Below are 14,262 nucleotides of genomic sequence, written 5' to 3' on the forward strand. Positions count from 1 at the left end.
AACTCCGCCCGCGCGGTGTAAAGCGCCGCGGTATAACCCGCGGGACCCGAACCAATGACGATCACGTCGTGAACAGTGTCGGCGCTCATACGAACCTCTCGAAGAACGGATGCCCTATGGATTCACCTCAACACCGCGGCGGGCAGCCCTGTTCCCGGGCGTGTCGCACAGCACATGGCACCACATTAGGCGCGCGGGACGCGGGTGTCGGCCAACAGCCCGGTGTCGGCGGCGCTGCAATTCGGGGCGACGGCGAAGACTGCGAGGACGCCGGGCGGGTCGCCGGGCAGCACCAGCAGGACGCCGGGCCGGGCGTTGACGTGGACGGGCCGCGCGCCGAGCACCTTTGTGGACGCCGGATAGCCGAGGCCGGCGAGGCAGGAGGCCCGCCGCTGCGGATCGTCGAGCGGGCCGTAATCGGGGGTTTGGTGGAGCAGGTCGAGGATCTCCGGCCCTGACAGCGGGATCGCCATGGGGGGTGTCGACACGGTGATGTGTTCGGCGGTGACCTCGGTGCTCGGGATGGGTGCCGGCGCATGGATCAGCGCCGCCGTACCCAGCCCGATCCCGGTCAGGGCCGCGATGAGACCGGCGGAGGCCGCGACGACGCGCGCGGGCCGGACGCGCGGGCGGGCGGAGTGCGCGGGGCCGGGGGAGCGGCCCGGTGTCGGGCCAGCCGAACGCAGCGCGGCGGAGACCCGCGCGGTGACGTCGGGTGGGGGTTCGGGTGCCGACGCCGGGTCCGCGCCCACGGCGGCGACGTCGCGGCGCACCCGGTTGAGGGCCTGCAGCACCCCCTGGGCCGAGGGATCGGCGCGGATCTGCTGGCGCAGCCGCGCCGCCTCCTCTTCGTCGAGCAGGCCTGCCTGAAGATCGGCGAGCACCTCGACCGGCAACGGCGGGTCGGCTCTCGCGTCGCCGTGGCGCGCCGGATCGCTCTCCGTTTCGTCCATCCGCCCCAGTGTCCGTCATGGACGGCCCGACGGCCACGTTTCAGGCCTGGTCGGGGATCACGTGGGCACCCGCGGCGAGATATCCCAGCAACTCGGCGAGGCGTACCCGCGCGCGGGCGCACCGGCTCTTGACCGTGCCCTCGGCGACGCCCAACAGCCGGGCGGTGTCGGCGATCGAGTAGCCCTGCATGTCGACGGCAACCACTGCCGCCCGCTGCTCGACAGGAAGCCGCATCAGGGCGCGCTGCACCACGATCGCCGTATCGACCTGGGCGGTGCGGTCCGCAACCGGGTGCACGTCTTCTAGTGGGGCGGTCGGGGGGCGCGATTTGGCGCGGCGCAGCCGGTCCAGGCAGGCGTTGACGACGATGCGATGCAACCAGCTCCCGACGGCGGCGTCGTGACGGAAGGCGCTCGCCGCCCGGTGCGCCGAGAGCATCGCGTCCTGCAGCGCGTCCTCGGCGTCCTCGGGGCTGCGGGTGGTGAGCCGCGCCAGCCGGTGCAACTGGCGCCGATGGCGCAGGAACAGCTCGCCGAAAGCGTTACGGTCGCCGGCGACGTGCGCTGCCAGCAGCTCGGCATCGGTGCGTTCTCGCTGGTCTTGACCCCCGCACCCCACGGCCCGGACAGTATCCAATCGCCCACCCGGCGGCACTTCACCCGTATGCGGGCTGTGCACGGCAGGGTCAGGATGCGGCCTGAACCGTGATCTCCGAGATCGCCGCGCGACTCTTGCCGTCGGTGCTGCCCAACGTGGAGATCCACACCAGCAGATTGGACGTCGGTGCGGCGGACTTGACCGCGAGGACGTTGTGACCGGGCTTGAGCGCCGCAGCGGGCATCAGCAGCTTGGTGTCGTCCAGCTTCGCCGGGTCCGGCGTGGGCGACGAGCGAAGCTCGACCTGCGTCCCGGTGCTGGAGATGTCGATGGAGACGGCGCCGACCACCGTGGGGTGCGGCAGCTGCAGCATCAACCCGACCCCGTTTTTGAAGGAGGGGAACGGGGCGGGGTCGGTGTAGGTGTCGGTTTCCCACGAGGTGGAGGGGTCGCCGTCGATGGCCAGCCCGGCCTGGCCCGGGTTGTCGGCTTGCCCATCGGGGGAGAACACGGTGGCCTTCGTGGGCTTGACCACGCTGCCGGCGGGGGCGGGGCTGACCGTCGACGCCGACGTCGACGACGTGGGGCTGTTCAGCCCGAGTTCGTCCTTGTTCAGACCGCCGCCGACATTGCCGAAGATCTTGCTGACCACCGACGCGAGTACCAGCAGGGCGACCACGAGGATCGCCAGGCCCGCGCCGATGCCGATCAGCAGGTTGCGGCGCCGGCGCGCGAGGGCGGCGGGGTCGGCGGCGGGCGGGCGGTGCGTCGACGCCGGGTTGTCGTCGATCGGACCGAGCACCTCGGTGCGGTCGGCCACGGCGGTCGCTTGTTGCAGCAGGTTCAGCAGCGTCGAGGCGCTGCGTATCCCGCCGTCGTCCTGCACCGCCCGCACGGCGACTGCCGATATCTGGAACGGTATGGCGCGGTCGATGACGGTGGGCTCGACGGGCGCGCCGTTGGAATCCCGTTCGGCCGGGGCGAGCCCGCTGCGTGCCCCTGACTCCGGCAGCGGCCAGCGGTTGACCAGCAAGGCGTACAGCGCGGCGCCGATGCCGCGGATGTCGTCCTGCGGGCCGGCGTCGGGCATGGTCGCCGGATAGGCCAGCACGACGTCGCCGTCGATGCTGACGCGCACCCGGCTCGGGTGGTCGATCGACAGGGCGACACCGGCACGGTGCGCCGCTTCGGCGGCGGCGGCCAGCGACTGCATCGCCCGGACGGCGCCGACGGGCGAGGGCGCGGTGTCGGCGACCTCCCGCAGGGAGCCACCGCGAATCCATTCCGAGACCACCAAGCCGCCGGACCCGCTGTGCACCACGTCGAGCACCCGGGCGACGCCGGGCTTGTCGATCCGGCTCAGCCGCAGCGTGCGGGACAAGATCTCCTGCACCATGTCGTCGGGCAGGGTGCCGTCCGGATCGACGAAGGTCAGCGCGACCTGGCGGTCCAGCGCGGTGTCCAGGGCCTGCCAGAACTGCAGCGGGGGCGCGCCGCCGTGGGAAACCAGCAGGCGGTAGCGCCCACCGGCGATCCGGGCGCCGGGAACCAGGTGCACGTCCGCGGACGCCGCGGACTCCCCGCCACGCTCGCGGGGCGTGTCCACCGGCATCGGCCCCTGGTGCGGTTCGGCCGCCTGGTCGCCGTTGGCCGGGTCGCGTCGGCGCGGTGCCGACACGTTCGCGTCACGCTCTGGTGGGATGTCGGGCTGGAAGTCGTCTGCGGCCGGCCGCGGCAGCTCGGTGCTTGACGCAGCGCCCGGTGCGGCGCCTTCCCTAGGGCGGTCGGTCACCTCCGGTCCTTTCGCTATCCGGCCCGCTGCCCGGCCGTTTATCCGGCCTTGGCCTTCCCGCTCCGGCGGCCTGCGCGGCTCGTTGACCGCATTCGCCCGCGGTGGGGACGAATACCTTTGCTCAGGGTACGTGACGGGGCCCGCCCCGGACGATGCCTCCCGCCCGGCCTCTTTGCTGGCCGGCACGGTGCCCGCCGGGTGTGCGGTCCGGCGCCCGACGCGGTGCCGGACCGCCTCCAGTGCCGCCTGCGCCTCGGGGACCCGGGCGCGCAGCATGAACGTCGCCGTGATCGGCAGCATGATCGTTGCCAGGATCAACAGGCGCAGCAGTGAGCCGGCGCCACCACCGTGCGCGGTGAGCCGGCCCAGGCCCAGCAGGCGGTCGGCGACGTGGGCGAGCAGGCCGGCCAGCAGCGATGCGGCCGTCGTCACCAGGATGGTTCGCACCGTGGACACGTCGACCAGATGGCCGCCGCGGGGTAGCAACGCCAGGCGCAGCAGCAGGTAGCCCGCGATCGCCCCGGCCAGGAAACCGACGCCGTTGGCCAGGCCCAGCAGGCCGGCCACCAGCTTGGGGTCGCCGGTCAGGTGCGGCACCAGCAGCGAGCCGGCGATCTTCACGGCCGTGATGACGACGATGACCACGATCGGGGTCCACGGCTGCTCACGCGCGTAGAACACGCGCAACTGCAGCAGCACCAGGCCGTAGGGGATCAGAGTGAAGGCCGACAACGCGATGGCGGCCCCCAGATAGCCGGCGTCGACCTGGCCGAACCGGCCGTAGGCGAACAGGGCGCTGCCGATGGCCGGGCCGCCGACGGTCATGAACGCCACGATCGGGATCAGCGTGACCAGGGTGAGCCGGGTCGCCAGCGACAGGTCGCCGAGCACAGCTGTGACGTCATCGGCCGCGGCGTTGCGGCTCAGCCGCGGCATCACCACGGTCAGCACCGTCACCCCGATCATGCCGTAGGGCAGCATCAGGACGAGCCAGGTGTAGTTGTAGATCGCGGGCCCGGAAGCCGCCGCGGTGCTGGCGATCTCGTTGCCGACGACGAGGCCGAGCTGGCTGATCAGCACGTAGAGCACCATGGCGGCGGCCATCGTGCCGAAGCGCTTGAGCCGTTCGTCGATCCCCCACAGCGGCCGCAGGCTGACGCGCTCGCGCCGCAGCGCCACCAGCAGCACCACGACCTGGGCGAACACGCCCAGCGTCGTACCGATGCCAAGCACCAGCAGCTTGGTGTTGCCCATCCGCACGGGGTCGACCGACAGCTCGCCGGGGACCGCGACGTAGACCGCCAGCGTCACGAGCGCGACGACGTTGTTGACGACGGGCGCCCAGGCCGTCGGCGCGAACACGTTGCGGGTGTTCAGGATCGCCATGAACACCGACGTGAGTCCGTAGGCGAGCACCTGCGGCAGCAGCAGGTAGGCGAAAGCGGTGGTCAACGGTTCGTTGACCTGCGGGATGCGGCCCAGCATCAGCCGCACCAGCAGCGGTGCGGCCGCCACCGACAACGCCGTCGCCACCAGCAGCAGCGCGGTCGTCACGGTGACCAGGCGGCGCACGAACGCCGCGCCGCCGTCGGGGTCGGACTGCTCGGCGCGGGCGAGCACCGGCACGAAGATCGCAGTGAACGTCGCCTCGAGCACCAGGGCCGCGACGAGGTTCGGAAGCTGATTGGCCACTGCGAACGCACTCGACAGCGCCGCCCCCAGGATGGCGGCCAGCAACACGATCCGCGCGAAGCCGGTCAATCGGCTGACCAGGGTGGCGAAGGCGATCGCCCACGACCGCGAGACCACCGCGGAGTCCGACAGTTCGGGCCGCCGGGGAGCCGCCAGCCCGGCCGGTGGTGCGGGAGGTGCGGGCCGGTGCCGCCGGTTCGGGTGCGGCTGTGGGTAGGCCCGCCGCGAGGCGGATCTCATACGCGGTGCTCTTGGTCGACCCGCGGGGCGAGCGAGTCGTGCAACTCGGCCGGTCGCGGGTGCGGCGGATCCGGCCGGTCCAGGTCGGCCGGGTCGGGCTGGCCGCGGAAACGGTGCCACAGCCGGCGCCCGGCCAGCAGCACCAGCACTGCCGCGGCGCTCAGCGTGATCGTGAACAGCACCTGCCCGTAGGCGTTGGAGTGCACCGACAACCGCACCGGGTCACCCAGGCGCATTCCGTCGGGGGTGCGCAGCGTCACGTCGACGGCGACGCGCTTGGTGAAGTTGACCTCGATGGGCACGTGCAGCGGCAGGTAGCCGGGCGGCAGTTCGATCTGCCCGACATCGGTGACGGTCATGCCGGGGGGAGCGTCGACTTGCAGGCGCACCCGGATCGGGACGGCCAGGCCGTTGTGCAGGGCCAGCGGCAGCGGGCTGTGCTCGGTGGCCAGGGTGTAGGAGCCACCGGGGTTCACGATCGTCACGGCGCCGAAGAGGTCGTTGATCGTGGTGCCGACGATCCCGAGGCGCTGCTCGGCCAGCCCGTTGCGGGTGTCCGGGGGTTCGGACTGGCTCAGTGCGCGCAGCATGTCCTCCCGCAGCGGCGCGGTGTAGCCGATGCCGGTCAGCCCGGTGCGTTCGTCGGTGCTCAGCGCGGCGGTCAGCCCCCACAGGCGGCTGACCTGCCCGGCGATGGCGCTGGTGACGTTCTTGGTGAACCGGCCGCGCGCGGCGGGGTGCGGACCCACGGGTTCCGGCGGCTCGGTGTGTGCCGCTGCGTCGGCGATCACGGCCGGCAGCGGCCGCGGCACCCCGAGACCGGAGCGGATGGTGGTGGCCAGGGCGGTCAGGATCACCTGCGCGTCATCGGCCTGCAGGTTCCACGACGGCGGCGGGACGAGCAACTGGGTGCGCGGCGCGGCGTCGTGCTGCAGCGCCTGCCAGAAGATCGAACCCAGGGCGTCCTGACGGCGCGCGGTCGCCGAGTCGTGTGCGAGCCGCACCGCCAGCGACGAGTCGACATAGGTCGGGACGGCGGGGTTGGTTCCCGCCCCGGCCAGCGCGGCGCCGACTGCCGGGTCGAACGGTGCGACCACCACTTGCGGGGACACCCGCCGGGGTGCCGTGTCGGCGGCGTCGGGAAGCGGAATTCCCGGCCCGCCCGGCGCGTCGTGCGCGGCCAGATCGGCGGCGGCGATGGCGACGGTGTGGCCGTTGACGCCGCCCTCGACGGCGCTGAGCAGGTTCACCGCGCCGCCGGTCAGCGGCCCGTCCGGCAGCAGCGTGGCGCCGCGGGTGGCGGTGACGTCGAGGATCCGGTCGACGATGCCCCCGACGCCGGTGGTGGCGATCGCGCTCAGCCCGGGGTCGTTGACACGTTGCAGGGCGCCCAGGTCGGCCTGGGCGTAGGGCAGCGGCGCGACGCAAAGCCGGTGCGCCAGCGCACGCAGCCGGTTCAGCCACGCGATCGCCGCGGCCTGGCCGGTGCCCGGATGCGTCGGGGTGCCCGGCCGTTGCGCGGGTCCGTCGGGCGAGTCGGACACCACATAGCCGACCGTCATCGCGTTGACGGTGACCAGCAGGTCCGGGTCGACCGCCAGGCACAGCGCCCGCCCGACGGCGCCGTCGGGGTCGACGTCGTGGCTGGTGGCGACCTCGACGGCGGACAGCAGGACGTCCAGCCGGCCGCCGGTGGCCAGCGAGGTGGCCAGGTCGTCGTCGACCAGCCGGACCGGGATGCTGCCGCCGGGGAACCCGGGGGCCAGCCGGGGCCGGTCGGCCAGCGGCCACAGCATGGTGATCCACACGGGCTTGGACGTGTCGGGGGCGACGGTGGAGTCCAGGTCGTCGGCGCGGTCGGGCGGCACCCCGACCACCGGCAGCAGGAACCGCGCGTTGTCCAGGCGTGCGGGCGCGCCGTAGTCCGGCGTGCCGTTGACGTTGACCAGCACCGGGTAGATCCCGGGTTCGTCGATGCCGAACGACGACTTGGTCAGCGAGCGCAGGGGCGACGACAGCGTGAAGCCGGCCCCTTGCCCCCGCTGCAACTCCGGGGCCACGGTCAGGAACTCCGACACCGGCTGGTACTGCTCGGTGCTGCCGTCCAGCGACGTGCGCAGGCCCGTCGAGGCGGTGACCGCCGCGGCGTGCTCGAGCCGGACCATCACATCGCGTACCGGGCGGTCCCCGATGTTGGTGACCATGCCGCTGACGGTGATCACGGGTGGGCTGGTCGTGGTGACCACGTCCGGGGTGACCTGATCGATGCGGACACGCACGAACGGTGTGGCCCCGGGTTCGCCGGCCGCCGCGCGGGGCGGCGCGGCGCCGGTGAGCACGCTGAAACCGGCGACGATGGCGACCACCACGCCAAGGCGCATCGAGCCGACCAAGCAGAGTCGCGGCGCGGTCACGGGCCCGGCCCGTGGCCGTTCTTCCGGCCCGTCGCGGGCTTGTCGACGTGGCGGGCCCGCGAATGGGTCTGCGGCCGCCGGCGCGGCGAGCTGGGCGGCAGCGGCGGCAGCGAGGAGGGGCCGTCGCTCTGCAGCTTGTCGATCAGCTCGTCGGCCACCTGCGCCAGCCGCCGTTCGTCGGCGTAGGCAAGGCGCGACGGCAGCTCCTCTACCGGCACCCAGGCCACCTCGGCGACTTCGAGGTCCTCGTCGGACAGTTCGCCGCCGGAGAAGCGCATCAGATAGTGGTGCACCGTCTTGTGCACCCGGCGGCCGTCGGTGACGAACCAGTAGTCGATGCGCCCGAGCGCGGCCAGCACGCTGCCCCGGATCCCGGTCTCCTCGGCGACCTCACGCATGGCCGTCTGTTCCGCGGTTTCGCCCAGTTCGATGTGCCCCTTGGGCAGCGACCACAGCATTCGTCCGCGCCGATCGACGCGCCCGATCAGCGCCGCCACCTGAGAGTCGCGCGGCCCGTCGAGACCGTCGACGACCAGCCCCCCGGCCGAGGTCTCGTGGACCGTGCGTAACCGCTCCGCCCCGCGGCGGGCCGAGCGGGAGCGCCGCGGTTTCGGGGCGGCCGCGTCCCCGTCCGATTGGCCGTCGGCCTGGTTCTCCGACGGCGCCGCGGCACCACGACGTCGGCGCCGGCCCCGGCGCCGACGCGGTTTGGCTTGTTCGCCGTCGGACACCCAAGCGATAGTAGCTGGCACGGGCCGGTGCTCTTGGCATCCTCGCCGGTTGTCGTCACGGTCCGATCACGGGATCGCGCCCTCATTGAGCTTTCCGTAACCTGATGCCGCTCCCTTGACTCCCGATGCATCCGTATCCGTCCGTGCCGACCCCACCCTCCTGGCCGAACTGCCCCTGCGTCCGGCCGCCTCGGCCACCCCGTTCGCCAGCCGGGGTGAGGCTCGGTGAGATCGCGCCGCACACCGACGCCGTGTTGCCGGTGCTGGTCCTGTTGGTGCTCAGTGGGTTTGCCGTGGTAGCCGCGATGCGTTCGGCGGGGCGGCCGACGACATCGCCAGCTCGGCCAAGCGCGGGTCAAAGCGCGCCTATCCCCTTTGCGACAGCCCAGGCCGAAGCGAAGACGATCAGCGAAAGCGGCGCCGACAGGCTGCCGAGGAACATTCCCCGCCCGATCTGACCGACCTTCCCCGGATTCCGCGCGAGAACGGCCGCAATCCCCATGTAGATGAGCACCGCCGGAAGTACAAGCACGATCGAATAGGGCATGAAAAGCCACGTGGCGCCGTTCACGATGAGAATGTGCAGCAGCGTCACCGTGAAGCTCAGGGGGCCGTAGCGACCGTTCGCGCGGCCGGCGGCAGAGTCATTCGTCATCCTGACGCCTTCACCGCAAGATCATGTACGCGTAGACAGCACCGCCGCTGAGGACGATGGCTAACGAGCCCGCGATGCTGAGGGAAAGCCCGCGACGAGCTGGCGACGGTGACCGTAGCAGCGCGCCGCTGACCGCCAGCGTGACCACGGTCGTGACTAGCAGAGCCGTCAGCATCCAGGCCCGTTCGCTGCGCCCACTTTCGGTCGTGAACAGCCACTTACCCAACGCCCACATGGCGAGGAGAAGCAGGGCCAAGACAATTTGGACGACGAATGGCGCCGACACCGTCGCCGTGCGCCACCCCCGGGCGTCCAGGCCGTACCGCCTGACGAAGGATCTCATCCGTTATCGCTCCCCTGTCCCTGTGCGATCAGGCCGGTACACCCTCACCGACGGGCAGGGCAAACACCGACGGCGGGTTGGAAGCTGGGCCGAACTGTGTGGGCGGCAACCCAGAAGGCACATCGTATGTGGGATTCCACCCGCCGGTGTCGAACGGCGCGAATGCTTTGCCGCCCAGCGGACCGATGTCGTGATGGCCGGAGAGGTTGAGGGCAGGCCCCCACGATCTGCCCGACTTCGCGTGGTCGATCAGCGCTGTGAGGGTGCTGCCGTTCGGGAGGTCTTGATACACCTCCATGGACGGGTAGTCGGTGCGAGTCCCGTTGACTTGCACTCCGTCCGGTCCGGGTGTGAACACCAGATCGCCGTTGACGGTGATCGTATGATTGGCAAACGGCCCCGTGGGATCGGCTGTGATGCCCGGGGCGAACGGGTTGCCGGCGTCGTATTTGATCCGGACCGAACCGTCGGGGAGCTGGGTCATGCTGCCCTTGGGTGTGCCGACCTTCACCGTGCCCGGTCCACCGGTGGAGGTCTCCTCGACGGACGGATTCTGCCGCAGCACCACGAGGCCGTTCTCGTAGTCGATGTAGGTCGCGACCTTCGTGTCCTCTGGGTCGAAATGAGCGTTTGCAACCCTGTTGTTCCCGAGGTCGCGCCTCCAGAACGGAAAGCTGGTCACATCCCGCTGCTCGATCCATTGCGAGACCCGGACCAGGCCCTGCCCGGGCACCGTGCGGATTTTCGCCACTTCGATCTGTGGTCCGGTGCCCTGGAACTTCGGGTCGTAACTGTGCGGGTCGAGGGCGGCCGCTGTCTCCCAGTCGGCGGCCGCAACCGGTTCGCGACCGAAGATCTGCTTGAACGCCTCGATCTGGTTGTGCCGGCGCTCGTCTTGTTCCGGAACGGTTTCCGGTTTGTCGCCGTCGAACCCTTCGATCGGCGCCAGGTCGTAGCCGTCCTGCTTCTGCAAGTTGACTTTTGCGAGGTGGAGTTGCCGCGAATACTGATCCCGGATCCCCTCGACCTTGGTGAGTGACTGCTGGGTGTCACCGATGGCCCGATCTTCGAGTCCGGTGATGTGTTCGTCGAGGAGCCGCCGTTCCACCGCGCTCAAGGCAGGGTCTTTCTCGAGCTCGACGGCTTGCCCCAGTTGATCATCGATGTTTTGCAGCTGGCCTTCGAGAGAAGAGATCGCGTCATTTCCGGCGCGCTGCGCCTCGGCCAGGGCCGCCGCAACCTCCTCCAGATCAACGCCGATCCTGCGAAGCTGGGCCACTTGAAGCCCCAGCGCTCTGGTGGCGCGACGAACTTCGAACGAGCCGTTGATCGGGTTATCCCTGCCCCGGTGGGTCCAGGACCTCTGAAAGCGGTCCGTCGCACGACCAAATGCAGCGTCAGCTTCGGCCGTGGACAGACCTGCGTCGTAAAACGCTTGGGCGAGATCGGAGATTCGAGCCGGCAGCCCGCTTTGCAAGGTCGCATTGACCTTCCACGGATCGCCGCCGGCGAACATGATCAGCGCTGCCTGGCTCATGTACCGAAGCTGCATCGCGTCATCCTTAACGTCACGGCGCCACGCACCTTCGCGCAGGCGACTTCGCAGCCCACCAATGTGGGGCCGCCCACCAGTGTGGGTAGGAAAACACCGCCGACCCTCCCTGTCTCGCGTAACGCTACTGGGACCCGGTGCCAGGTCAATTCACTCTTGAGATGTCGGCGCAGTTGCCGGAAGCGATTCATAGAGGTTCCGAACATCGAAATCCCGGGAGTTCTGCCTCGGGGATAGCGCTCATCCAGCCGCGATCGTCGTCCGACTAGGCTGATCGAACGTGCCTGAAACCGATACCGACCTGTTGACCGCCGCGGCGGTGGCCCTCAATCGGCACGCCCCCATGCTGCGCGAGCTGGGCACGGCGTTCGACGCCGCGGGCCGCGAGCTGTACCTGGTCGGCGGGTCCGTCCGCGACGCGCTGCTGGGCAGGCTGAGTCCCGACCTGGACTTCACCACCGACGCCCGCCCCGAGCAGGTGCAGCAGGTCATGCGCGGATGGGCTGACGCGGTGTGGGATACCGGCATCGAGTTCGGCACCGTAGGCGTCGGCAAGGGCGAACACCGCCTGGAGATCACCACCTTCCGCGCCGACAGCTACGACCAGGTGTCGCGTCACCCCGAGGTGCGCTACGGGGATCGCCTCGAGGACGACCTGGTGCGCCGCGACTTCACCGTCAACGCGATGGCGGTGCGCGTGACGCCCGGCGGGCCGGGCGAATTCCTCGACCCGCTGGGCGGTTTGGCGGCCCTGCGCGAGCAGGCGCTCGATACCCCGGCGGCCCCGTCGGTGTCTTTCGGCGACGACCCGCTGCGGATGCTGCGGGCCGCGCGTTTCGTGTCGCAGCTGGGCTTCACCGTGGCCCCGCGGGTAGCCGAGGCGATCGCCGAGATGGCCCCGCAGCTGGGCCGGGTCAGCGCCGAACGGGTCGCGACCGAACTGGACAAGCTGCTACTCGGCGCCGACCCGGTGGCCGGCATCGACCTGCTGGTGCAGACCGGGATGGGTGAGGTGGTGCTGCCCGAGGTCGGCGGCATGCAGATGGCCATCGACGAGCACCACCAGCACAAGGACGTCTACCAGCATTCGCTGACGGTGCTGCGCCAGGCGATCGCACTGGAGGATGAGGGCCCGGATCTGGTGCTGCGCTGGGCGGCGCTGCTGCACGACATCGGCAAGCCGGCGACGCGGCGCCACGAACCCAACGGAGGCGTCAGCTTTCACCACCACGAGGTGGTCGGGGCGAAGATGGTGCGAAAGCGCTTGCGGGCGTTGAAGTTTTCCAAACAGATGGTCGAGGACGTCGCGCACCTGGTGTATCTGCATCTGCGTTTCCACGGGTATGGCGACGGCACGTGGACCGATTCGGCGGTGCGCCGCTACGTCACCGACGCCGGTCCGCTGCTGCCGCGCCTGCACAAGCTGGTGCGCGCGGACTGCACCACCCGCAACAAGCGCCGGGCGGCGCGGCTGCAGGCCAGCTATGACCGGCTGGAAGCGCGGATCGCCGAGTTGGCCGCGCAGGAGGATCTGGCGCGGGTGCGCCCCGACCTCGACGGCAACCAGATCATGGAGCTGCTCGGCATCCCGGCCGGCCCGCAGGTGGGCGAGGCGTGGCGCTTTCTCAAGGAGCTGCGGCTCGAGCGCGGGCCGCTGAGCACCGAGGAGGCCACCGCCGAGCTGCTGTCGTGGTGGCAGTCCCGCGGGAACCCCTAGCGGCGGGCCGGCGTCGGAGTAGTCGTGGACTACTGCATCGGTGGAGACGACGGCACAGCGTCGATGCTGCACGGCACGCCTGACGTGGATCTGGACGGCGACGGCCACTTCGACGCGGTAGGCGTGGATCTCGACGGCGACGGGCTGCGCGACGACGCCCTGGCCGACCTCGACGGTGACGGGGTGGCCGACCACGCATGGCTCGATGTCGACAACGACGGCACGCGCGAGGCGTCGTTCACCGACGACGGGACGGGCATGTGGTCGGTCGCCGTGGACCGAAGCGGGCAGCTGCGCTGGTACGGGCTGGACGGCGTGGAGCACACCGGCGGCCCCCTGGTGGACTTCGACGGGCATGGCGGCGCCGACGACCGGCTGCTCGACACCGACGGCGACGGCGTGGCCGACCGGGTGTTGTGCCCGGGGGAGAACGGGGTGACCGGTTACGTCGACACCGACGGCGACGGCAAGTGGAACGTGCGGCTGACCGACAGCGACGGCGACGGCCTGGCCGACGGCGCCAGCCCGTTGTGAGGACCGCTTCGGTGAATTGATCGGCACTGGCGTCGTGGTTAGCCTGGTCGGCACGGCGCGGAAAGGGGGCCACGATGTTCGTCGACCCGGGATTGCTGCGGCTGGGAGCCAACGAGTCCCACCGCGCCGGAGGGCACGCCCGCGACGGGGCCGATCACCTTGCCCGGGGGCCGCTCGCCGCGGGCATGTTCGGCGACTTCGCCGCCGCCGAGACCTTTCACGAGGCCCTCAGCGCGGCCCACGCCGAGCAGTTGAGGAGCCTGCAGGTCCACTACGAGGCGCTTTCCGCGGTGGGCTCCAAGGCGGCCTACGCCGCCGCGGAGTTCACCGGGATGGACGAACGCGGCGCCGAGCAGCTGCGCGCGGTGCGGGACAAGTCCGTGAGCTAGCTAGGTTTCCGGGCCATCGCACTGCTGCGCCGATTCGGCGAACGGCTACCCGGAATGGAATAACCGGGCCGCTAGGGTGATTGCTGTGCTAAGTGACCACGGTGTTGGGTAAGCGTCTTCGGCGATGGCCCGCGCGGCTCGCGGTCGGGGTCGCGGTGCTGATCGCAAGCGCCTTGATGCTCGGGGGGTGTTCGGTGCGGTTCCCGTCCCGACACCAGGCCGATAAGCCCGAGCAGCCGCTGTCGGACGGCCAATCCGTCGCCCAGGTGGTCGCTGCGGCCAAGCAGATCGCCGATGTGTCTCGGTTGCAGGATGTTTCGGGCAGCTTTCGCTGGGAGTCGTGTAATGACCAGGGGGAGAAGCCTTATCGAGGCCGGCTCGACATGACGTTCGTCGTGCCGCAGGGCTCCGACCACAGTGCGTACTTCCAGCGGATCGCCAACACGATGGAGTCCAACGGCTGGTCTGCGGGTCCGCCCCATGGGCAGCACGCGACCGGCACGGTGATCCACCAAGACGACGTGATGGCCACGATCGGCATCAGTCCCTACCCCGACGCCGATGGGTCCGTAAAGCTTCTGGGCCAGTGCCGCAATATGAATGACCACCGCCGTGACAGCGGGTTCAGCGTGAAGGACCAATTGGTTGGGGG

At 70.5% G+C, this 14,262-nt stretch carries 13 protein-coding genes; 4 read left to right on the forward strand and 9 right to left on the reverse strand.

Annotation, left to right across the window (positions count from 1 at the left end; translation table 11 throughout):
* From AC2VOR_RS16930 to AC2VOR_RS16970, 9 genes are all read right to left on the reverse strand, one after another.
* Nucleotides 1-89: FAD-binding protein (locus AC2VOR_RS16930; RefSeq protein ID WP_486964067.1), on the reverse strand; the 89-nt coding region annotated here is incomplete at its 3' end.
* A gap of 96 nt (nucleotides 90-185) precedes the next feature.
* Nucleotides 186-953 carry a hypothetical protein gene (locus AC2VOR_RS16935; RefSeq protein ID WP_369741349.1) on the reverse strand — a complete coding sequence of 256 codons (768 nt, stop codon included), beginning with the start codon at nucleotides 951-953 and terminating at the stop codon, nucleotides 186-188.
* Nucleotides 954-993: 40 nt separating this feature from the next.
* On the reverse strand, nucleotides 994-1,572 hold the full coding sequence (gene sigM, locus AC2VOR_RS16940; RefSeq protein ID WP_369741348.1) for an RNA polymerase sigma factor SigM: 579 nt from the start codon (nucleotides 1,570-1,572) through the stop codon (nucleotides 994-996).
* Nucleotides 1,573-1,639: 67 nt separating this feature from the next.
* Nucleotides 1,640-5,275: a lipid II flippase MurJ gene (locus AC2VOR_RS16945; protein WP_486964169.1), complete on the reverse strand. Its 3,636-nt coding sequence runs from the start codon at nucleotides 5,273-5,275 to the stop codon at nucleotides 1,640-1,642.
* On the reverse strand, nucleotides 5,272-7,656 hold the full coding sequence (locus tag AC2VOR_RS16950) for a hypothetical protein (RefSeq protein WP_486964170.1): 2,385 nt from the start codon (nucleotides 7,654-7,656) through the stop codon (nucleotides 5,272-5,274). Before AC2VOR_RS16950 ends, AC2VOR_RS16945 begins: the two co-directional genes overlap by 4 nt.
* Nucleotides 7,657-7,685: 29 nt before the next feature.
* Nucleotides 7,686-8,420, reverse strand: a complete 735-nt coding sequence (locus AC2VOR_RS16955; protein ID WP_369741345.1) for an NUDIX hydrolase — start codon at nucleotides 8,418-8,420, stop codon at nucleotides 7,686-7,688.
* 355 nt (nucleotides 8,421-8,775) lie between these two features.
* Nucleotides 8,776-9,075, reverse strand: a complete 300-nt coding sequence (locus AC2VOR_RS16960) for a hypothetical protein (RefSeq protein WP_369741344.1) — start codon at nucleotides 9,073-9,075, stop codon at nucleotides 8,776-8,778.
* 10 nt (nucleotides 9,076-9,085) lie between these two features.
* Nucleotides 9,086-9,418: a hypothetical protein gene (locus AC2VOR_RS16965; RefSeq protein ID WP_486964171.1), complete on the reverse strand. Its 333-nt coding sequence runs from the start codon at nucleotides 9,416-9,418 to the stop codon at nucleotides 9,086-9,088.
* Between the two features lie 28 nt (nucleotides 9,419-9,446).
* Nucleotides 9,447-10,970, reverse strand: coding sequence for a putative alpha/beta hydrolase (locus AC2VOR_RS16970; RefSeq protein ID WP_486964172.1), 1,524 nt, complete (start codon nucleotides 10,968-10,970; stop codon nucleotides 9,447-9,449).
* 280 nt (nucleotides 10,971-11,250) lie between these two features.
* Between AC2VOR_RS16970 and AC2VOR_RS16975 the strand changes: the two genes are divergently transcribed.
* From AC2VOR_RS16975 to AC2VOR_RS16990, 4 genes are all read left to right on the forward strand, one after another.
* A complete protein-coding gene (locus AC2VOR_RS16975) occupies nucleotides 11,251-12,687 on the forward strand; it encodes a CCA tRNA nucleotidyltransferase (RefSeq protein ID WP_486964173.1) in 1,437 nt (478 codons plus the stop codon).
* 24 nt (nucleotides 12,688-12,711) lie between these two features.
* Nucleotides 12,712-13,221 carry a pullulanase gene (locus AC2VOR_RS16980; protein WP_369741340.1) on the forward strand — a complete coding sequence of 170 codons (510 nt, stop codon included), beginning with the start codon at nucleotides 12,712-12,714 and terminating at the stop codon, nucleotides 13,219-13,221.
* A 74-nt stretch (nucleotides 13,222-13,295) separates the two neighbouring features.
* Entirely contained in the window at nucleotides 13,296-13,610 is a 315-nt protein-coding gene (locus tag AC2VOR_RS16985) for a DUF2563 family protein (RefSeq protein WP_369741339.1), read from the forward strand.
* 92 nt (nucleotides 13,611-13,702) lie between these two features.
* The coding region (locus AC2VOR_RS16990) for a hypothetical protein (protein ID WP_369741338.1) at nucleotides 13,703-14,262 on the forward strand (560 nt) is incomplete at its 3' end.

The organism is Mycobacterium sp. TH-M103 (genome assembly GCF_057473785.1).

Bases quoted from the DNA above. Each gene is read 5' to 3' on its own strand.
- AC2VOR_RS16970 (WP_486964172.1), bottom strand. From the start codon at position 10,970: ATGCAGCTTCGGTACATGAGCCAGGCAGCGCTGATCATGTTCGCCGGC.
- AC2VOR_RS16965 (WP_486964171.1), bottom strand. From the start codon at position 9,418: ATGAGATCCTTCGTCAGGCGGTACGGCCTGGACGCCCGGGGGTGGCGC.
- AC2VOR_RS16985 (WP_369741339.1), top strand. From the start codon at position 13,296: ATGTTCGTCGACCCGGGATTGCTGCGGCTGGGAGCCAACGAGTCCCAC.
- AC2VOR_RS16960 (WP_369741344.1), bottom strand. From the start codon at position 9,075: ATGACGAATGACTCTGCCGCCGGCCGCGCGAACGGTCGCTACGGCCCC.
- AC2VOR_RS16935 (WP_369741349.1), bottom strand. From the start codon at position 953: ATGGACGAAACGGAGAGCGATCCGGCGCGCCACGGCGACGCGAGAGCC.
- AC2VOR_RS16945 (WP_486964169.1), bottom strand. From the start codon at position 5,275: ATGAGATCCGCCTCGCGGCGGGCCTACCCACAGCCGCACCCGAACCGG.
- AC2VOR_RS16950 (WP_486964170.1), bottom strand. From the start codon at position 7,656: ATGCGCCTTGGCGTGGTGGTCGCCATCGTCGCCGGTTTCAGCGTGCTC.